The 17,618-nt window shown below is 66.9% G+C and carries 20 protein-coding genes and 1 pseudogene; 10 read left to right on the forward strand and 11 right to left on the reverse strand.

Annotation, left to right across the window (positions count from 1 at the left end):
• Together ARGLB_RS07140 and ARGLB_RS22720 are read right to left on the reverse strand one after the other, a co-directional pair.
• Nucleotides 1-873, reverse strand: a pseudogene (locus tag ARGLB_RS07140) (hypothetical protein); the annotation flags it as partial.
• A 109-nt stretch (nucleotides 874-982) separates the two neighbouring features.
• Entirely contained in the window at nucleotides 983-2,092 is a 1,110-nt protein-coding gene (locus tag ARGLB_RS22720) for a glycoside hydrolase family 16 protein (RefSeq protein ID WP_003800584.1), read from the reverse strand.
• Between the two features lie 387 nt (nucleotides 2,093-2,479).
• Between ARGLB_RS22720 and ARGLB_RS07150 the strand changes: the two genes are divergently transcribed.
• Entirely contained in the window at nucleotides 2,480-3,124 is a 645-nt protein-coding gene (locus ARGLB_RS07150) for a DNA alkylation repair protein (RefSeq protein WP_003800589.1), read from the forward strand.
• Nucleotides 3,125-3,161: 37 nt separating this feature from the next.
• Here ARGLB_RS07150 and ARGLB_RS07155 read toward each other — a convergent pair whose 3' ends face one another.
• The gene (locus tag ARGLB_RS07155) at nucleotides 3,162-4,532 is read right to left on the reverse strand and encodes an ammonium transporter (protein WP_003800592.1); all 1,371 of its coding nucleotides are present in this window, start codon (nucleotides 4,530-4,532) and stop codon (nucleotides 3,162-3,164) included.
• 404 nt (nucleotides 4,533-4,936) lie between these two features.
• Here ARGLB_RS07155 and ARGLB_RS07160 point away from each other — a divergent pair, with 404 nt between their 5' ends.
• From ARGLB_RS07160 to ARGLB_RS07170, 3 genes are all read left to right on the forward strand, one after another.
• A complete protein-coding gene (locus ARGLB_RS07160) occupies nucleotides 4,937-5,209 on the forward strand; it encodes a hypothetical protein (protein ID WP_003800594.1) in 273 nt (90 codons plus the stop codon).
• Nucleotides 5,210-5,217: 8 nt separating this feature from the next.
• Nucleotides 5,218-5,658: a DUF1810 domain-containing protein gene (locus ARGLB_RS07165; RefSeq protein WP_003800596.1), complete on the forward strand. Its 441-nt coding sequence runs from the start codon at nucleotides 5,218-5,220 to the stop codon at nucleotides 5,656-5,658.
• Nucleotides 5,659-5,754: 96 nt separating this feature from the next.
• Nucleotides 5,755-5,931, forward strand: coding sequence for a CsbD family protein (locus ARGLB_RS07170; RefSeq protein ID WP_003800599.1), 177 nt, complete (start codon nucleotides 5,755-5,757; stop codon nucleotides 5,929-5,931).
• Between the two features lie 99 nt (nucleotides 5,932-6,030).
• Here the strand turns inward: ARGLB_RS07170 and ARGLB_RS07175 are convergent, their stop codons facing one another.
• Nucleotides 6,031-6,540, reverse strand: a complete 510-nt coding sequence (locus ARGLB_RS07175; RefSeq protein WP_003800601.1) for a metallophosphoesterase family protein — start codon at nucleotides 6,538-6,540, stop codon at nucleotides 6,031-6,033.
• Nucleotides 6,541-6,572: 32 nt separating this feature from the next.
• Between ARGLB_RS07175 and ARGLB_RS07180 the strand changes: the two genes are divergently transcribed.
• The 5 genes from ARGLB_RS07180 (at nucleotide 6,573) to ARGLB_RS07200 (ending at nucleotide 9,966) form a co-directional block, all read left to right on the forward strand.
• Nucleotides 6,573-7,091 carry an NUDIX domain-containing protein gene (locus tag ARGLB_RS07180; RefSeq protein WP_050934302.1) on the forward strand — a complete coding sequence of 173 codons (519 nt, stop codon included), beginning with the start codon at nucleotides 6,573-6,575 and terminating at the stop codon, nucleotides 7,089-7,091.
• Nucleotides 7,081-7,431 (forward strand): TraR/DksA family transcriptional regulator, encoded by a 351-nt coding sequence (locus tag ARGLB_RS07185; RefSeq protein WP_003800606.1) that lies wholly within the window; start codon nucleotides 7,081-7,083, stop codon nucleotides 7,429-7,431. The genes ARGLB_RS07180 and ARGLB_RS07185 overlap by 11 nt, the downstream gene beginning before the upstream one ends.
• A gap of 83 nt (nucleotides 7,432-7,514) precedes the next feature.
• On the forward strand, nucleotides 7,515-7,703 hold the full coding sequence (locus ARGLB_RS07190; protein WP_003800608.1) for a DUF1918 domain-containing protein: 189 nt from the start codon (nucleotides 7,515-7,517) through the stop codon (nucleotides 7,701-7,703).
• Between the two features lie 8 nt (nucleotides 7,704-7,711).
• On the forward strand, nucleotides 7,712-8,191 hold the full coding sequence (locus ARGLB_RS07195) for a hypothetical protein (protein WP_003800610.1): 480 nt from the start codon (nucleotides 7,712-7,714) through the stop codon (nucleotides 8,189-8,191).
• Entirely contained in the window at nucleotides 8,188-9,966 is a 1,779-nt protein-coding gene (locus ARGLB_RS07200) for a DUF5671 domain-containing protein (protein ID WP_003800612.1), read from the forward strand. Before ARGLB_RS07195 ends, ARGLB_RS07200 begins: the two co-directional genes overlap by 4 nt.
• Nucleotides 9,967-9,988: 22 nt before the next feature.
• Here the strand turns inward: ARGLB_RS07200 and ARGLB_RS07205 are convergent, their stop codons facing one another.
• The 6 genes from ARGLB_RS07205 to ARGLB_RS07230 form a co-directional block, all read right to left on the reverse strand.
• Entirely contained in the window at nucleotides 9,989-10,693 is a 705-nt protein-coding gene (locus tag ARGLB_RS07205) for an endonuclease/exonuclease/phosphatase family protein (protein WP_003800614.1), read from the reverse strand.
• 182 nt (nucleotides 10,694-10,875) lie between these two features.
• Nucleotides 10,876-12,444 (reverse strand): carbohydrate-binding domain-containing protein, encoded by a 1,569-nt coding sequence (locus tag ARGLB_RS07210; RefSeq protein WP_003800615.1) that lies wholly within the window; start codon nucleotides 12,442-12,444, stop codon nucleotides 10,876-10,878.
• A 46-nt stretch (nucleotides 12,445-12,490) separates the two neighbouring features.
• On the reverse strand, nucleotides 12,491-13,285 hold the full coding sequence (locus ARGLB_RS07215; RefSeq protein ID WP_003800616.1) for a polyphosphate polymerase domain-containing protein: 795 nt from the start codon (nucleotides 13,283-13,285) through the stop codon (nucleotides 12,491-12,493).
• Nucleotides 13,282-13,971: a DUF4956 domain-containing protein gene (locus ARGLB_RS07220; RefSeq protein WP_003800618.1), complete on the reverse strand. Its 690-nt coding sequence runs from the start codon at nucleotides 13,969-13,971 to the stop codon at nucleotides 13,282-13,284. The genes ARGLB_RS07215 and ARGLB_RS07220 overlap by 4 nt, the downstream gene beginning before the upstream one ends.
• Nucleotides 13,972-13,997: 26 nt before the next feature.
• The gene (locus tag ARGLB_RS07225) at nucleotides 13,998-15,077 is read right to left on the reverse strand and encodes a GtrA family protein (RefSeq protein WP_003800620.1); all 1,080 of its coding nucleotides are present in this window, start codon (nucleotides 15,075-15,077) and stop codon (nucleotides 13,998-14,000) included.
• 9 nt (nucleotides 15,078-15,086) lie between these two features.
• Nucleotides 15,087-16,103, reverse strand: a complete 1,017-nt coding sequence (locus tag ARGLB_RS07230; protein ID WP_003800622.1) for a phosphodiester glycosidase family protein — start codon at nucleotides 16,101-16,103, stop codon at nucleotides 15,087-15,089.
• Between the two features lie 154 nt (nucleotides 16,104-16,257).
• On the opposite strand from ARGLB_RS07230, the gene ARGLB_RS07235 reads away from it, so the two are divergent.
• Complete coding sequence (locus ARGLB_RS07235) at nucleotides 16,258-17,061, forward strand: thioesterase family protein (RefSeq protein WP_003800625.1); 804 nt, start codon at nucleotides 16,258-16,260, stop codon at nucleotides 17,059-17,061.
• A gap of 28 nt (nucleotides 17,062-17,089) precedes the next feature.
• Here the strand turns inward: ARGLB_RS07235 and ARGLB_RS07240 are convergent, their stop codons facing one another.
• A complete protein-coding gene (locus ARGLB_RS07240; protein WP_003800627.1) occupies nucleotides 17,090-17,473 on the reverse strand; it encodes a DUF2177 family protein in 384 nt (127 codons plus the stop codon).
• Nucleotides 17,474-17,618 lie beyond the last annotated feature (145 nt).

Here is a 17,618-nt window from a genome sequence, read left to right on the forward strand (position 1 = left end):
ACCATTGAAGGTCCCGGTATCGGCCGCCAGTTCCTCATCGAACGCGACCCGGTCTTCCACGCTCAGGCACGCTGTTTCCTTCACGACGTGGATGGTGCGTTCTTCGTTGAGCTGTCCGGTGTCCAGGGCTCCCAGGGTGTGGGGCATCTCCTTGACCAGGGCCTTGGCCATGCCGAGGAACCGGCCGCCGCGGTTTGGGGACTCGCCCCGGGCCAGGGCGATCTGTTCGGCCGCTCCCATGCTCTGTGCCTTGGGACGTTTCTTGCCGAGGTCCTCAGCCAACAGCGTCTCAGGGCTGCCCTGCTCCCCGAGTTCGGCGTGTTCCTCGCGGTGCCGGATCTCGAAGGCAACCGCAAGCCGTGCCTGTTGCCCGGCTGCCCAGCACTTGATGTTCTCGTAGCCGCGTATCTGGTCGATCAGCCCGGCACCGCCGGCGGTGAGGTCTGCTGCCGGGAGAAACCAACCCGGCGTTGTTGTACGGTCCCGGGCAAAGGAACCGGCCGCAACGTACCGGCACGAAGCGGCGCTGGAGCGAACGCCGTCGCCAAAAGGGTCCTCGTCACAGGCGCCGTCGTCTAGGAGGTCCTGGGCGACAGGACGGTCGGCAAACAAGGCCTCGGGAAATGGGTCCTCCGGGAACGACGCCGGATACGCGGCGGTGAGGCCGTCGTCATACGGCAACCCGTCGTCCGCCAACCCGTCGTCCGCCAACCCGTCAAAGGGAACGGCGCGGTCCGCGACCACATCCTCGGGGAACGCAGTAAGGGGGAACACGGCCTCTGGAAGCAGAATGTCAGGAACCGCCGCAGCCTGCAGAACGCCGCCGTGCGGCGCCGCTCCTGCTGTCAGTGCTGAATTCCCGAACCCGTCCATGCACACAGTCTGCCAACGGGGTACGACATTAACGCCCTCAACCGGGGAACATGTGAATTTAAGAAGAAGGGTGCCCGCTCTCGCGGGCACCCTTCGGAACAGGCTGGCTCTACTTGTAAACGCGCATCCAGTCGACCTGCATCTGGGAAGGCGTGGTCCGGGACCCGTCAGGGAACCAGTCGAGCTGCAGCGTCTGGTGCATGCTGCCGGAGGGCTGGTGGGCCGGGTTGGTGTCGGTGAAGGTCTTGACGCCGTCGATGTAGCCCGTGATGCCGGTGGGGGTCCATTCCACGGCGTAGTTGTGCCATTGGGTGGTGTCGACTGCCTTTGCGGAGTAAGTCTGCTTGCCGCTGCCGCTGCATGCGTAGTGCAGGAAGAACTTCACCAGGGCTGTATCGGAGGTGCTCTCGGCGTAGTCGATCTCCGCGCAGGTCGATGACTTGCTGTCGGGCCACAGGATGAGGACCGGGTGGTATTCGGAATCCCGCTGGTTCGTCTTCATGCGGGTTTCCCAGCGGCCGTACTTCTGGTTGGCAAACTTCGCCGACATGCCGCCGGTGGTACCTGCCGAATCGCCGCTCACCGTGGCCACACCGTTCGCCACGGACCAGGCCTTGGGGCTGCGGAGGCCCTTGCCCGCGTGGCCGGAGCTGTCGTAGACGCTCCACTTGGTGCGGTCCGGGGCTCCCGTGTAATTGAACTCGTCGCCGGCGACGACCGGACCCCAGCCAAGAGTGCTGGCGGCCTGGGTCCCGTTTCCGGCGGTGGCGGGCGCCGGAGCAGGCTTAGCGGGAACAGCGGGCGCCTTCGGAGCAACGGTCTTTACGGCAGGCACTGCCGGCTTGGCCGCAGGGGCGGCGGCAGGAGCGACGACGGCGGGAGCAGCTTTCGCCGCCGCAGCAGCTTTAGCGGCGCTTTCCTTCAGTGCAGCCGTCTTGGCAACAGCCGTCTTGGCGGCGGCTTTCGCCGCGGCAGCCTTGGTTGCGACGGCTTTCGCCGCGGCAGCCCTGGTTGCGGTAGCTTTCGCCGCGGCAGCCTTGCTGGCGGCGTTCGACGACGGGACGGCCTTCGCGGAAGCCGTGGACGACGGCACGGCGGCCTGACTGGTGGACGTCGTGCCTGCAGCGTCGGCAGCCTGTTCCGCGGAGGGAGTGAGGCCGCATCCGGTCAGCGAAAGCGCGCCGATGCTAATGGCAATGGCTATGTTCTTCTTAAGCAAAAGACCCCTCCGGGCATACGGCCGCCGCGCAGAAGGCAGCCACAGTCTAGGTGGTAGAGAAAAGCGTGAAGCAATTCTGGGCCCCGGTCGACGGGGCCGGAGCGGCCGGTTTGCCGCCCTGCGCATCCGGAGCCCACTACCGGCCTCCGGGGCCCCTGAGGGGCCGTCCCTTGTGGAACAGGCGTCAACGTTACTTGATCGTTACCAACACCCGCAAAATGCCGTGAAGTCCACGGATGGGCGGTCCAGCTGTTTCCCCGAACTGACCTGCGGGAACACTTTATGACGGGGCCCGGAAATAAGAAGCCGGGCGGTCGTCACAGCGCGTCGACATGTCCGCAGTCCGGGAGTTGGACTGCGCCGTCCCTGTACGGAAAGAATGGGCGGGTGAGTGCTGCCGGCGAATTCGTGGATGACACCTTGCAGCGTGAGGCCTCGTGGTACCGGGCCGAGGAATTGCGCCACCGGTTCGGCAGCAGGATGCAGTACTACGGCGCATCAGTGGGTGCGGTGCGCGGAACGGTCCGGGACGCCCTCCGCCGCCATGCCGGATTGCCCCACGACGAGGTCACCGCCCTCAGTTCCGAACTGTGGGAGGTGCCTGTTTACGAGCGGCGCCTGGCCGCCGTCGTCCTCCTGCAGTCCAAAGTGGAGCTGCTGACCAACTCCGACCTGACCCGCATTGAGGGCTTTGTGCGCGACGCGCGGATGCCGTCGCTCGTCGACCCGATCGCCGTCGACGTCGTTGGTCCGCTCGTGGAGAGGCTGGAGGGCCAGCAGCGCGTGCGTGCCGACGCGGTGCTGGACCGGTGGGCGGGGGACCCGGACGTCTGGCTCCGCCGCGCGTCCCTGATGGCACCGCTGCGGGCGCTCCGGGCGGGAGGCGGTGACTGGGATGGCTTTGTCCGCCGCGCCAAAATCGCCACGGACATAGCGCCGGCCGGGACAACCCCCGACCAGCAGGCTGTCGACGCCGTGCTGGACGCCGTTGCGGAGCGAAGGCCGGAGCTCCGGCTCGCCTTCCGCCGCTAGGACCCAGGTCCCGCGAACCCAGCGAACAGCGGAAAGACTAGGCGGAAGCCGGTGCGGGCTGCAGTTCCTCTGCCGCCTCGGCGGAAACGGCGTCGTCCGCGGCGGGGTTGGCGGGGGTGCCTGCCGGGCGAGCGGCCGGAGCTGCGTGGATCTGCTGGCGGAGCGGGTGGAACTGGCTGTGGCCCATGCTGCCGAATTCATAGGCGCTTTCGGCATGCTCGGACCGGTCGACGCCGGCAACTTCGGCCTCATGGCTGACCCGGAAGCCGATGGTCTTGTGAATCGCGAGACCGATGACTGCGGTCATCAGCCCGGAGAGCGCGAGGGTGATGAGAACGGCAACCGTCTGGGCGATGAGCTGCTGGACGCCGCCGCCGTAGAAGAGGCCGCCGCCTTCGCCGTTGACGGGGAGGGCGATGAAGCCGAGGGCGAGGGTGCCGACCAGGCCGGAGCCCAGATGCACGCCGACAACGTCCAGGGAATCGTCGAAGCCGTACTTGAACTTCAGTTCGACGAACAGCGCCGAGGCCACGCCGGACACCAGGCCCAGGCCGATGGCGGCCACTGGGCTGATGTTGGCGCACGACGGCGTGATGGCCACGAGGCCGGCGACAGCACCGGACGCTGCGCCCAGGGACGTGGGGTGGCCGTGGCGGATTTTCTCCGTGAGGAGCCAGCTGAGCATGGCGGCGCACGGCGTAACCAGGGTATTGACCCAGATCAGACCGGCCTGTTCCGCCGTGGTGGCGGCGCCGGCGTTGAATCCGAACCAGCCAAACCAGAGGAGTCCGGCGCCGAGCATGATGAACGGGACGTTGTGCGGGCGGTGCCCTGGGTCCTTCCCGAAACCGTGGCGCTTGCCGACGATCACGGCCAGAACCAGCGCGGCGATGCCTGAGCTGATTTCGACGACGGCGCCACCGGCAAAGTCGATGACCTGTCCGAAGATGGCGGTCACGGCTCCGCCCTGGCTCATGAGCCCGCCGCCCCAGATCATGAAAGCGAGCGGGCAGTAGACGGCCGTGATCCAGAGCGGTACGAAAAGGACCCAGGCGGTGAACTTGGCGCGGTCGGCGATCGCGCCGCTGATGAGGGCCACAGTGAGGATCGCAAAGGTTCCGGCAAAACCGGCCTTGATGAGGTCAGGGGTGCCCATCAGCCCGCTCAGGCCGAAGCTGGCGAACGGGTTGCCGAACAGGCCAAGAACGCCTTCGCCGGTGCTCATGGAGTAGCCCCAGAGTACCCAGACGACGCCGACGATACCGGCGGACACAAAGCTCATCATGATCATGTTGAGGGAGGCCTTGGCGCGGGTCATGCCGCCGTAGAAGAGGCCCAGTGCCGGGGTCATGAGCAGCACCAATGCCGCCGACACCATCATCCAAACGTTCGCCGCAGTGATCTCCACGCGTTTTCCCTTCCCAGGAAACTCATCCTCTCCGCGGCCCGCTGATGCCGGCGCCACGCCCCTCATTGATATTCGTGGATCCATGTTTCGGGTCTGGGTGTGGCAAGTTACACGCGGGTTTCAAAAATCGCGCCTACGTAAAGCCGGCGTGACTGCCGTGTTTCGGATTTGTTAACGACCCCTGATGGCCGGGCGCGTTTCCTGCTGACGCTGCAGACTTAAGGGCGGAACGGCGGGACGAATCCGGCCGACCGCCGTGAAAGCTTCCGCCGGGAGGCCGCGTTACCAACACATGAAGGAAACATATCCATGACCGGGTCCTTTGCCGGCCGTCATTGTCGGGCGCCGGATGGTTTCGTGCCGGACCTGTTGACCGGATCTGATCGCGGCCGCCACCATGGGATATGACTGAATCTGCAGCTACCGGCGACGATTACTTCACTGAGAATCCGCATGCGGATGTTGAGGCGGAAGCCGCTGACGCTGCGGCAGGGGCGGACAGCCCCAGTACCGTCGAGGACATCGCCGAGGAGGTGCGCGACGAGATCCGGCTGGGCCACGTGGAGGACGACGTCAGCCACGTCCTCAGGGAACGATTGGACGGCGCCGGCATCAGCATGCGGCCCGAAGACGTGGACAGCCTCGCCGAGGACATCGAACGGGATGTTTCCAGCTAGGAACCGCAATGAACGACCCGCATAACCTGGAACGTTTCGTCGCCGCGCAGAATGACGGCGCCACCTACGCCCAGGCTCTGGAGGAGCTCCGCGCAGGCAGCAAGCGCGGCCACTGGATGTGGTTCGTCTTTCCCCAGATTGCCGGCCTGGGTCAAAGCGCCACCTCCAGAAGGTACGCCATCGCATCCCTTGAGGAGGCCCGGGCGTACCTGCAGCATCCCGTGCTGGGACCGCGGCTGATCGAGTGTGCCGCCGCGGTGCACAACGTGGGCAACCGCGGCGCCGCAGAGATTTTCGGGGGCATCGATGCCCGGAAGCTCCAGTCCTCCATGACGCTGTTCCTGCGGGCGGCGCCGGAGGAACAGGTGTTCCGGCGCGTTTTGGAGCACTACTTCGGCGGGGAAGCAGACGCCGCCACCGACCGGCTGCTGGCAAGCCCGGGCATGTGAGTGGTAGCTGCCCTTCACCCGGATAGGTGCCCGACCTAGACTGGGAACACGAGCCGGCCTGCACCCAGCGGGCTGCGCAGACGGAAGGACAGTGGCATGGGTCTGGACGACAAAATCGACAATGCAGCAGAAAAACTTGGCGGCAAGGCCAAGGAAGGTGCGGGCAAGGCCAGTGACGACCCGGGCCTGGAGGCCGAGGGCAAAACTGACCAGGCCAAGGCCGATCTGAAGCAGGCCGGTGAAAAGGTCAAGGACGCCTTCAAGAAGGACTGACCAAACAGGATCACCACGCCTGAGCTCCGTCTAAAGCGGAGATTCGAAGGGAGTCCCGCCCGGGCAACCGCGGCAGGGCTCCCTTTCCTGTGCGGCCAGTCAGGGGCTGGTCCTGACCTCCACCAGTTGGACGTCACCAAAGCTGCCGCTCGCGACGACGGCGGTCATGTACGTGCACACAGGCTGCCGGCGGCGGTCGGTGGGGGAGCCGGGGTTGAGCAGGCGCAGCCCGCCGGGAGCCACAGTGTCCCAGGGAATGTGCGAGTGGCCGAAAACCAGCACGTCGGCATCTGGAAAGAGGGCCTCGCAGCGCTGCTCCCGGCCCTTCGCCTGTCCGGTCTCGTGGATCATGCTGAACCGGACGCCGTCGAGCGTCACAGTGGCCGTCTCGGGCAAGCGCCGCCGCAGCGCGTCGCCGTCGTTGTTGCCGTAAACGCCGATCAGGCGCGTGCTGCGCCGTTCGAACTCGTCCAGCAGATCGGTGCTGACCCAGTCACCCGCGTGGAACACCACGTCAGCGTCGTCGACGGCGGCCCACACTTGTTCAGGCAATGCACGGGCGCGCTTCGGGACGTGGGTGTCGGCAACAAAGACCAGGCGCAGGCTCATCGAAGCATCTTCCCATGGGGCAGACTGGGACGATGGAGAAAATCGTCCCGCCCTCACCCGGTGATCCCCGCCGTCCCCAAGGCCCCCGCGACCCGGGCGATGCCTGGGTGGAGGGTGACCGCGGACGATTCTGGGGGCGCTTCGGATCGGCCGGCCTGCTGGTCCATGACGTGGAGAAGGGCGTCCTGCTGCAGCACCGAGCGACCTGGAGCGACCATGGCGGAACCTGGGGGCTCCCCGGCGGCGCGCTGCACCAGGGCGAGGACGCCGTGACGGGCGCCCTGCGTGAGGCCCACGAGGAGGCGGCCGTTCCCGAACAGAGCGTCAAAGTGCTCTTCACCTCCGTATTCGACGTCGGCTACTGGTCCTACACCACAGTCGCCGTGCGGGTGCTGGAACCGTTCGAACCGGCCATCAACGACCCGGAGAGCATCGAGCTGCTGTGGATTCCCGTCGAGGAAGTGGCCGGCATCAACCTGCATCCTTCCTTTGCCGCCTCCTGGCCGGAGCTGCGCGGCAGACTGCTGGACGGCTCCAACCATGGACACTGAGAAGTTCCGGCTGTTACTGGAGGAGGAGCGGGCGCGAAAACTCGCCCTTCTGCCGGCCCTGCGCGCAGACATAGCCTCAGCCAACGCCGCCCGGCACAACTCCAACGTCGACGACGAGCATGATCCTGAAGGTGCAACCATTGCCTTTGAGCTTTCCCAGGCATCGGCACTCCTGGACCAAAGCCGGTCCGGACTGGCCGAGGTGGACGCTGCCCTTGAGCGGATCGGCGCGGGCACCTACGGCATATGCGCGGTGTGCGGAGAGCAGATCGCCGAAGGGCGGCTGGAGGCCCGCCCCTGGACTCCCTTCTGCATCCGCCACACGGGCGGCCGGGCGTAATCCCGGCTCCGTTTCCGAGGATGCCTCGCAGCTGTTCCGCCGGAGGGAAGAGCATCGTACTCTAGGGCTGGGAGGTGATTGCCATGCAGGCAACCCAGGGAGACCGCATCATCATCCGGGGCAGGACAGTGGAGTCCTCGGACCGGCACGGTGAGATTCTGGAGGTCCGGGGCCCGAACGGAGCGCCGCCGTACCATGTCCGTTTCGACGATGGCCACGAGACCATCCTCTACCCCGGCGGCGACTTCACCGTCGAGCACCACACCACCTAGCTGCCCGGATGACCGCACCGCCACGGCCCGACCGGACCCTGATTTCAGTCCTTGCCATCATTGCCGGTCTCGTCGCCGTGGCGCTCGCCGTGGTCTTTTTCCGCGGTGTGGCTGAGCCGCTTGCTGAGAGTACGCCGGCGGGTGTGGTCCAGCGCTATGCGGCCGCCGTCCTCAACAATGACGGCGCGGCAGCCGCACGCTACTCGACGGACGGACGCTTGGGGACTTCGCACCCGGACAGGCCGTGCGTGCCGGCGGACCGTCCTGCTTCGGGCACGCTTCGGGTTACGCTGGCCTCCACCGTCGAGCATGCCGACACAGCGGAGGTGCACGTCGTCCTGGCCACGTCCAGCGGCAGCGGCCCGTTCGGGAATCCCGAATACGAGACCGAGGCCGTGTTTGGCCTGGAACGGGTTAACGGCAACTGGCTCGTTGCGACCGCCCCGTGGCAGCTCACCCTCTGTCCGGTTCCGGCGGTGAAGCCGTGAGTACGGTCCGGACCGGCGCACGCGGACCAACATCGCCGGCCGTGCCCACCGTGCGGCGGCTGGTGGTGTTTGTACTTCTCTTCGTCCTCGTCGTGATTGGCGCTTCCGGCCTGGCCGGCCTGCTTGAGCGGCTGTTCGACTCCGGCGCAGGGCTGGCCGGGAACGACGTCGGCAGCCTCGCCCGGTCCCTCGCGTTTGGCCTGGTTGGCGGGTGCATGGCCGCCGTGCTGTGGTGGCTGGCCTGGCGCCGGCAAGGGGAGGAAGCCGAGCGGTCGTCTGTTGCCTGGGGACTGTATGTGGCCGGCGTCTACACCGTTGCCCTCGTCACCGCTGTCACAGCGTTGCTCGGCGCTGCGTCCCGGCTGTTCGGGCTGCTGGCCCGCGCCGCATCCGGTATGGCGGGTGCGGACGGGGCGATTGAAGGAACGGCATGGCGTTCGTCCCTGGCCACAGGTGTGGTGTGGGCGGCCGTCTGGGTGTGGCACCGGTGGATGTGGCAGCACCACGGCAAGGGACCACGCCGGCTGCACACCGTCCCGGCGCTCGCAGGGTCGGTATTGGGGCTGCTGATATTTGCCGGCGGGGCTGTGACCGCTCTCGGCAGTCTCCTCGACGCGGCGCTGCGGGGGCTGGCAGGTACACAGGAAGTGGGACTTCCCTGGTGGGTTTCGGTGCTGCAGCCGCTCATCTGGGCCGGCGGCGGATTCGTGGTGTGGTGGTGGCATTGGATTCGCGGCGGAGCGCAACGCCTGGCCTCATCGCTGGCCAACGTGGCCGCGGCGGTCTTCGGAGTGCTTGGCGGCTGCATAACGGCAGTGGCCGGAGCCACCACGGGGGTGTTCGTCCTGTTGCGGCTGGTACTGGACCGCTCCGACGAGGTGATCCGGCTCGTGGATCCCCTGGGCCCCGCGCTGGCCGCGGCAGCTGTCGGAGCCCTAGTCTGGCGTTACCACTCAGTGCTTACGGCCGCGCGGTCGGAGCGGATGCGGGAGACGGGGCTGCTGCTGGCATCCGGAGTGGCGCTGATCGCCGCGGCCTCAGGTGTGGGAGTGGTTGTCAACGCGGCGCTGGGCTTTGCCGAAACAACCCTGGCGGGAACGGGCACGCGCACCCTGCTGCTGGGCGGCATCAGTGCCCTTGCCGTGGGCGGGGCCGTCTGGTGGAGGGCGTGGCAGCCGGCGAACCGCGCCGCAGCCGGACGGCGAATCTACCTCGTGGCTATCTTCGGGATCAGCGCCGTGGTGGCGCTGATCGCCCTGCTGGTGGTCGGGTACCAGGTTTTTGAGTATCTGCTGGACCCGGAGCGCTCGGGGAACCTCATAGGTCGGATCCGGGCGCCGCTGGGACTCCTGACGGCCACCGCGCTCGTGGCTGCCTATCACTACAGCGTCTGGCGCCGGGAGCGTGCCACTCTGCCGCCGGACGCTGGCCCGGTTCAGGAAGTCGAGCCGGTGCAGGAAGCCGGCCCTTTACAGAACGAGGAGCGCAGCATCGGGCAGGTGGTCCTGGTGACAGGCTCCGATCCCGTTCTGCTGACACATGCCATCCGCGCAGCCACCGGGGCCGATGTGACGGTATGGCTGCGGTCCGGTCCGGCGGCAGGGCAGCACCCCGCGTCCGACGGCGGTGCTGCCGCCCCCTCCGCGGGCAGGGTACCGGATCCCGGGCAGCTGATGGCGGCACTGGAAGGCGTGATTGCTGAGCGGGTGCTGGTCGTCGTCGGACCCGACGCCCGGATCGATGTCATCCCGGTCCGGGACCACGCAGTCCCATGACTGAGGCCTGACCGCGGAAGCCTCAGGAAACAGGCTGCCCCTTGATCGGAGCCCGGTCCGCGCCGTATTCGGCTGTCACGAGGATGGGCAGGTGATCCGACTTCCCCCGGGGAAGGGTTTCCACGCTTTCAATGTCCAGGCCCAGTGACGTGGCAAAGTCGAAGTGGCCCTTGAAAACCTTGTACCGGGTGTAGGTCCTGCGGTTGCTCAGGGACAGGGCGTACCCGGAGTTCTTCATGTGCGTGTCAAGGCTCTTGGTGAAGAACGGATAGTTGAAGTCGCCCACCATCAGTGTCATGAGCCCGGTGCCCATGCTCAGCAGCTCGGCATGCGCCGCGTGGATCTGCTTGCGCCGCAGCGAGTTTGATGCGGTGAGGGGGGCGGCGTGGAACGAACCCACCACCAGCTCATGGTCGGTTTCGTTGTCCACCATCCGGGTGCCGATCAGCCGTTCGTGGGCCGGAGCCATCACGCGGTCGTGCATGGATTTCTTCAGGGCGAAGGTCTGGGTATCCAGTGCCGTGAACCGGTCAGCCCGGTAGTAGATGGCCAGGCCCAGCCTGTTGCCCTTGGTGTAGTCGGCCAGGTGGAGCGGGCCAAGCGTGTCAGGCAGATCGGATGAGTCGCACTCCTGGAGGCACAGGACGTCTATCCCAAAGTTGCGGGCCAGACTCATCAGTTCGCCACTCGCCTTGTGCTTGCGGAGGTTGTAGCTAATAACTCGCATCAGTGGAACACCTCTTCCGAGGGCTGCTAGAAGGACCAGTCTCCGAGTCTACCCAGATCATCATATGGAGATCCGGACATTAAGCGCGCGTCCGGCGGGGCAAAAAATATGCCGCGCCGGACGCATTCCGGGTTCCACAGGTTGCTGCGGCCTCTGACCGGCCGCTTGTTGCCGGCCCCCTGTTACCTTCCGCCGGGGCCGTGTCCCTGCGTGTATTCACCGGCCGTGACCGTGCCCAGCTCCGTGGCGCCCTCGAGCGAGCCCTCGCCCAGTCCGGACTGCGTCTGCGCCGTGCCGCCGGTGTGCACGGTGTACTGCTTGCCTGCTTCGACGGCCGACGAGGAAAAGACGAGCGAGCCGGTGGCTTTGGTGGTCACAAACGTGGCCACGAGCTTGCCGTCTGCGTCGGCCAGCTGGACGGTGCTGCCCGCCGGCACGGTGGAGGCGAACGTGATCTGCACACCTGACTGGGTGGAGCTTGTTCCCGGGGTGACCACCATGCCGGCGCTTCCTGCTGCCGCCACGGTTCCGCCGCTGACTGCCAGCTCACCGTTGACGTCCAGTGCGCCGTTGCCGTTGCTTTCGGGCCCGTTGACCACCACGGTGCCGCCCGAGATGGACGCGTTGCCGTTGGAGTCCAAGCCGTCGCCCTCGGAGTTGATGGTGAGGGAGCCGCCGGAGATGTCCACGGAGTAGTCGCCCACTGATTCCCCGCCGCCGGGCCCGCCGCCCATGCCGCCACCTGATTGGGTTGCGGTTGAGGCGCCGCCGGAGGCGTTCACGCCGTCATCCATGGCCGTCACCGTGACCGTGCCGCCGCTGACGGCGATGTGCTGGGCTTCCAGGCCTTCGGAGGACTCGGATACCGTCACTGTGCCGTTTGCGATGGCGAGCTGGTTCTGCGCCTTGACGCCGTCATCCCCGGCGCTGACGGTGAGCTTGCCGCCGTTGACCAGCAGCCAGCCGCGGCCGTCGTCGGTGTCGTTGTCCGATTTAAAGCCGTCGCCGCCGGCCGTGATCTGGTAGGTGCCGTCCAGCAGTACGGCGTAGTCCTTGCCGCGGATGCCGTCGTCGGCCGCCTTCACGGTGACGTTGCCGGCCGCCAGGACCAGGCCGTCCTTGGACACGATGCCGTCGTTGTACTGGCCGTTGACCTCCAGTGAGCCTGTCCCGGCCAGTGTCAGGTCAGCCATCGAGTAAACCGCCGCGTTCGGGGCGTCGGTGCCCTGGTCCGCGTATGCTGCGGCGTCCTTGATGGAGTTGGTGCTGCCTTCCTCGAGGAACAGGATGGCCTCGTTGGCGCTTTGGACGATGAACGGCGAGCCGGTTGAGCTGGCGAGGGTTGCGCCGTCGAGGATCACTCGGACCACGTCCTCTTCGCCGGCGGCGACGACCACCTTGCCGTCAGTGAGTGCACCTGAGAGACGGTAGGTTCCGGCGGCCGAGATGGTGACGGTGTCGCCGTCGACCTTTACCCCGGCGGCGGAACCCGCCACCGTGGAGGCGCCGTCCTTGAGCGCGACGGCCACTTCCTTGGCCGCATCCCAGGTGAGGTCGTCGGCGTCGTAATGGGTGTCCTCGGAGATCGAGGCTGCCGTCACCATCTGGGTGCTGGACGTCGAGCTGGTGCCCGTTTGGCTGGACGTGCCCGCCGTTCCACTGGAGGCCGTGCTCCCGGAGGCGGAGCAGCCGGCGAGGGAGAGGGCCAGGGCGAAGGCGGCCACGGAGAAGCTCTTGCTGGATTTACGCATGGGGTTCCTTTCGGATGTCTTTGGGGGCGGAAAGCCGGGAGGTGGATCAGGCTGCGGGTGCCAGACGCATGCTGTGCCGGAGCGTCCGGTTCCAGCGGTTGGCGGGCAGGTGCGGGTGCAGCGCGGCCATGCCGGTGGCGAACTTGGAGATCCTGGACGGCCGAACACCGTGCTGCCACAGATGCCTGTCCAGCGGTCCGGCGGCCGACCCGGATTTGGTCTCGAGCACTACGCTGCCGGCGAGAACCCACGGCTCGCCGTCCCCGGTCTGCCAGGTGACGTCCGAATCGATCGTTGCCCGGCTGCTGGATTCCGGGAGGTAGAGGGTGGTCCGGCGGTACCGGGTTTCCAGAACGGGACCGAGGGGGCTGTCCGGAACGTCGCCAACGGTTGTGGCCAGGGTTTCGTTGACGTAGGCCAGGCCCTCCGCGGTGAGCCGGGACCGGTCCGCGGTGTCGTAGGGGATGCGTTCCTTGACCGTGGCCTCCCTTGTTCCCTCGGTCTTGACCTCGAGGAAACTGGTGCCCGTGTCCGCATAGGTCCGGGTGCGGATCTTGTAGCGGCGGCGCCGGCCGCGCGCCGCCAGCATATAGCTGTCCAGCTGTGGGGTGTCGAAGTAGACGGAGTCGTAGGCGAAGGACCTGAGGCCGTCCATTTCGAGGACGCGGGCCTGGCCGCCGAAGGTTGCCAGCACCTGGCGGGCAGTCGCGGCGGGAACCACGTACTTCCGGTCTACCCGCGTCTGCAGGGCGGCCTGGGCGTTGAGCTCCTCGAGTCCGATCGGCGGCATGGCGGCAAGGTTCATGAGCGTTGTCTCCCCGGCCGCGGGTGTTGAGCTCATGCCGCACCTGCCGTGGCGGGAGCTGCCTGCGGTGCGGGCGCCTGCGGCTGGAGCTCCTGGGCAGGGAGCGCCTCATGCCACGCCGCAGGGTTTCCAGCGGCGTTGTCCGGACTGGCAGCACCGTTCAGCCGGGATCCGCGGGCGGGGAGGCAGGCGTACCGGACGTCAACGATGGTCTTGTCGTTCACCAGGTCCAGTTCCTGCACGGTGACGGTGTGGACCTTCGCGGCGAGCAGTTCCTCCAGCCGGGCGGTGAGTTCAGCCTCACGCGAGATGGCGCGGTCCAGGACAACGGTCTGGTGCCGGTAGGCGGGAAGGACCCGCTCATGGTCGCCGACGAACATCACGCCAAGCACCAGGCCCATGAGGGAGAGCGTCAGCCAGAGCGGCTCGACTCCGATCCCCGAGATCAGCCCCAGGGCTAGGGCGGAGAAGTAGTAAGCCACCTCGTGCTGGGCCAGTTCAGTGGACCGGAGCCGGATGATCGAGAGAACCCCGAAGAGGCCCAGCCCCAGCCCCAGTCCGGCAGCGGAGCCGGAGAGTGCTGTGGCGACGGCCAGGACGCCGATGTTCATCCCGAGGTAGGACACGGCCAGGTCCCGGCGGCGGTGGCGGCGGACGTAAAGGACGAAAGTCAGCACGCAGATGGCGATGATGTCTGCGGCGATAAGTATCAGATGGTTCAAGGGGTTCTCCGGGGTCTCGTGGTGGGCTACTTGTTACGATCCACGGCCAAGCTGTGCCGGGGCTGTGCCGGAACAAGGTCTGGTTTATGAGCTGCGGCGAACAGGAACCGCTGCTGGATGGTGTAGCTCACGGCGAACAGGGCCACTTCGGTGAGGAGCTTGGCCGGCAGGTCTGCCACGCCGGCGCCTGCGAGCGCCGTCAGAAGCGCGTAGTTCACCGCCAGCAGGGCCAGCGCCAGGGCGAAGTACCCGGCACCGGCGGCTCCGGCCGGTTTGTCGCGGCCGTGTTTGAACACCAGGCTGCGGTTGATCAGGAAGTTGGCTGTGGCGCTCAGGCAGCGGGCGCCGACGACTGCCGCCAGGACCGAGCCGGTGGCCGCGCTGAGGATCAGGAAGGCGACGGTGTCGATCAGAAACCCTGCGAAGGACGACAGCAGGAACTTCAGCAGCGGGGCATAGATGCGCACCGAGTCCGCAAACGGTCGGAAATGGGATCCGGAGTTGTGGTCCAGGTAGATGGTGGCGATGTCCACGCTGGCAATGCGATACCCGGCGGCTTTGGCCTCGAGCAGGAGGTTCAGTTCGTATTCGTAGCGCTCCCCGCTGACTGTCAGGAGCCAGGGCAGCATGGCCGCAGGGTAGCCGCGCAGCCCGGTTTGTGTGTCCGGGATGCGCTCGCCGGTAGCCAGCCGGAACAGCAGCCGGGTGGCGGCATTCCCGAAGCGGCTGCGTGCGGGAACGTCACCGGCGAAGGTGCGCGCGCCGAGGACCATGGAGGTGGCGTCCGTGCCGGCGAGCTCGGCGACGCGAAGGATGTCTATGACGCTGTGCTGGCCGTCGCTGTCCGCGCACACCACGTCGTGGCCGGGGAAACGGTCCAGAATGAAGCGGAAGCCGGTCTTCAGCGCGGAGCCCTTGCCCCGGTTCGCCGGATGGCTGATGACATGCGCGCCCGCCCGGCGGGCGCCGTCGAAAATCTGCCCGTACGCCGGACCGCTGCCGTCATCCACGACAACCAGGGCGAGCGCGGGGTCTGCGGCGCGGATCGCGCCAACCACTTCAAGGAGCTGGGCGTCCGGCTCGTACGCGGGGATCAGGATGATCATGGCGGGACCTCACTTGCCGATGTACAGGATGTCCGAGGTGCCGCGCTCGCGGTTTGCACCCAACGGGTTGTTAACCAGGGCGCCGTTGAAATACATGGTGGACGAGCCGCCGCCGTCGAGGTTGTACGCCGTCTCCGCGCCGAGATCCTTCATGATCTGGGCCATTCCGGTCATGGTCACGCCCGCGCTGTAGCCCGGGCTGCGGCCGTCAACCACCACGAAGACCAGATGGTTGGTGCCGATGAGCCCCACAGCCGTCCGAGGCTGCTCGCCCTGGATGGAGTGGTTGCCGAAGTTGGTGTCCACCTCGACGTCCGCGATGCCGTCCACGACCTGGCTGTCCTGGACAATTGCCGGTCCGAAGGACAGGGTGTTCCAGACGCCGTCGGCGACCAGGTGTTCGGCCGTGGTGGCGGTTTCGTCGTAGACCTTCACGGTTCCGTCCCGGTAGAACGCCAGCCCCTGGCGGGCGCCCTCGTCCCGGTATACAACACCGTTGCGGATGACGATGCCCGTGTCCCGGAAGCCGTAATAGTCGCCGTTGATGGCGAAGATGGCGTTGTGGGCCGCCGCGATCTCCGAGGTGGTCTGGGTGATGTTCTCGCCGAAACTGTCGTTGGCGAACGCGGACTTGAGCGTCGTCGCATCGTCAAGGACGACGTCGGCAACGTAGTAGGTGACCGTGCTGTCACCGCTGCCGGTCACCACAGTGGAGATGGTGATGTTGGCGCCGTCGGCCGTGTACGAGGTGTCGGTGACAGAGGCGGACGATCCCACCGTCGTGGCCGCGGAAGACACACCCTGGGCTGCCTCGTAGGCGGACACATCGGAAATTTCCACGTGCTGGACCACGAACCGGTCCAGCGCCCATGCGGTGGCGCCGCCGGCGGAAAGTGTCAGCGCCAGCGCGCCGGCGAGGATGGCCCGGCGCGTCGGCCTGGCCTTGCAGCGCTTGCGGGCCGGGCCCGGTTGCTGGGCGCCGGCGGATTGGATTTCTTCGGTGGGGGAGTTCTGCTGGAAGGTCATGCATCATTTGTATGGACCGGACTTATGCTGACCGTGAGCCGGGCATTTGAGGAAGCTGTGAAGGCTTCCGGCCTGCAATGCCCGGGACAGCTCCGTATGCCGGAAGCGATAGAGTGAACCGGGATTAACCGATCACGCTTTGAAGGAGTCGACGTTGACTGCTGTACGCCCGGAACTCGCCGACGGCGACTTCTACTACCAGGACCTGGGCGGCGGCCGCTTCCGCTCCACCATCCACGCCCAGGGGGCCTGGAACGCCCACGAGCAGCACATGGCCCCGGCGTCGGGACTCCTGGCCGACCGGCTGGACCGGCACGAACCCCGGGACGACATGCGGGTGGCCAGGCTCAGCTACGAAATCCTGGGGCTGATCCCCGGCGGTGACTGTGAAATCGTCACCACGACGCTCCGCCCGGGACGCACCATCGAGCTGCTGCAGGCTGAACTGGTGGCGGCCGGGCGCGTGGCCATCAGGGCGACAGCCTGGCGCATGATCACCAGCGACACGTCCGCGGTGGCCGCCGTCGAGGATGGCCCCATTCCCGCGCCCGAGGAGTGCAAGCCCTATGACGGTGCGAGCGTGTGGCCGGGAGGGTATATCCGTTCCCTGGAAATGAGGGTGGCGGAAGGCCACCGGCCGGGGGCCGGGAAGGTGTGGCTGCGCACGGACCATCCTCTGACGGACGGTAACGACAGCACGGACATGGCACGGCTCATGGGGCTGGTGGACACGGCCAACGGCATTGCCGCGCGGGTGCCGCCGGGCAAGGACAGTTACGCCTTTCCCAACCTGGACCTCCAGATCCACATGTACCGGCGGCCGGAGGGCGAGTGGCTGGGGCTGGACAACGCCGTGTCCTTTGGTGCTGACGGCATCGGCCTCACCTCGACGGTGCTCCATGACCGGTCCGGGCCGTTCGGCCGGGCGGAACAGATTCTCACGCTGCGGAAAAGCTGACCGCCGCCGGGCAGTGACTGCTGCCGCCCTAGTGGAAGACCAGCCAGCCCGCCAGCGTGGCGAGGGCGGTCAGCAGGGCGCCCCACGCCATGTCCACGACAATGAGCTGCAGCGGCCAGGTCTTGAGCGTCGCGGCGTTGGTGAGGTCGTAGGTTGCGTACGCGAAGGCGCCCAGCGCCGCCCCGCGGCCGACGGCGGTCAGCCAGGTGCCGCCGTCGAGTGCCGGCTGCAGGGCAAAGAAAACGATGCCGGCAATGTAAATCAAATAGAACGCCACGGCGTACCCTAGATGGGGCCGGTCGGCCAGCAATTCACCGATGTGGCTGCGGTAGAACGGGTTCATCAGCTTGAGCCACACGGCGTCGATCACGGCGAAGGCAGCGGCGACGACCAGAAATTGCAATACGACCATAAGGGAGCTTAGCAAAATGCAGCAGGCCGGGGCTGATTCACGGACTCTGACCCTCGTCCGGCAGGAGCAGTCCCTCGGCGCCGTCCGGGATCTTGATTTCGGGATCGAGCTCCTCGGGAAGGCCAGGGCCGGGGCCATCGGGTCC

Source organism: Arthrobacter globiformis NBRC 12137, assembly GCF_000238915.1.
GTDB classification, from domain to species: domain Bacteria; phylum Actinomycetota; class Actinomycetes; order Actinomycetales; family Micrococcaceae; genus Arthrobacter; species Arthrobacter globiformis.

What these genes read in the sequence shown, in the direction of transcription:
- ARGLB_RS07160 (WP_003800594.1), top strand. Translation starts at nt 4,937, where the DNA reads ATGACTGAATCTGCAGCTACCGGCGACGATTACTTCACTGAGAATCCG.
- ARGLB_RS07165 (WP_003800596.1), top strand. Translation starts at nt 5,218, where the DNA reads ATGAACGACCCGCATAACCTGGAACGTTTCGTCGCCGCGCAGAATGAC.
- ARGLB_RS07170 (WP_003800599.1), top strand. Translation starts at nt 5,755, where the DNA reads ATGGGTCTGGACGACAAAATCGACAATGCAGCAGAAAAACTTGGCGGC.
- ARGLB_RS07175 (WP_003800601.1), bottom strand. Translation starts at nt 6,540, where the DNA reads ATGAGCCTGCGCCTGGTCTTTGTTGCCGACACCCACGTCCCGAAGCGC.
- ARGLB_RS07180 (WP_050934302.1), top strand. Translation starts at nt 6,573, where the DNA reads ATGGAGAAAATCGTCCCGCCCTCACCCGGTGATCCCCGCCGTCCCCAA.
- ARGLB_RS07185 (WP_003800606.1), top strand. Translation starts at nt 7,081, where the DNA reads ATGGACACTGAGAAGTTCCGGCTGTTACTGGAGGAGGAGCGGGCGCGA.
- ARGLB_RS07190 (WP_003800608.1), top strand. Translation starts at nt 7,515, where the DNA reads ATGCAGGCAACCCAGGGAGACCGCATCATCATCCGGGGCAGGACAGTG.
- ARGLB_RS07195 (WP_003800610.1), top strand. Translation starts at nt 7,712, where the DNA reads ATGACCGCACCGCCACGGCCCGACCGGACCCTGATTTCAGTCCTTGCC.
- ARGLB_RS07205 (WP_003800614.1), bottom strand. Translation starts at nt 10,693, where the DNA reads ATGCGAGTTATTAGCTACAACCTCCGCAAGCACAAGGCGAGTGGCGAA.
- ARGLB_RS07210 (WP_003800615.1), bottom strand. Translation starts at nt 12,444, where the DNA reads ATGCGTAAATCCAGCAAGAGCTTCTCCGTGGCCGCCTTCGCCCTGGCC.
- ARGLB_RS07215 (WP_003800616.1), bottom strand. Translation starts at nt 13,285, where the DNA reads ATGAGCTCAACACCCGCGGCCGGGGAGACAACGCTCATGAACCTTGCC.
- ARGLB_RS07225 (WP_003800620.1), bottom strand. Translation starts at nt 15,077, where the DNA reads ATGATCATCCTGATCCCCGCGTACGAGCCGGACGCCCAGCTCCTTGAA.
- ARGLB_RS07230 (WP_003800622.1), bottom strand. Translation starts at nt 16,103, where the DNA reads ATGACCTTCCAGCAGAACTCCCCCACCGAAGAAATCCAATCCGCCGGC.
- ARGLB_RS07240 (WP_003800627.1), bottom strand. Translation starts at nt 17,473, where the DNA reads ATGGTCGTATTGCAATTTCTGGTCGTCGCCGCTGCCTTCGCCGTGATC.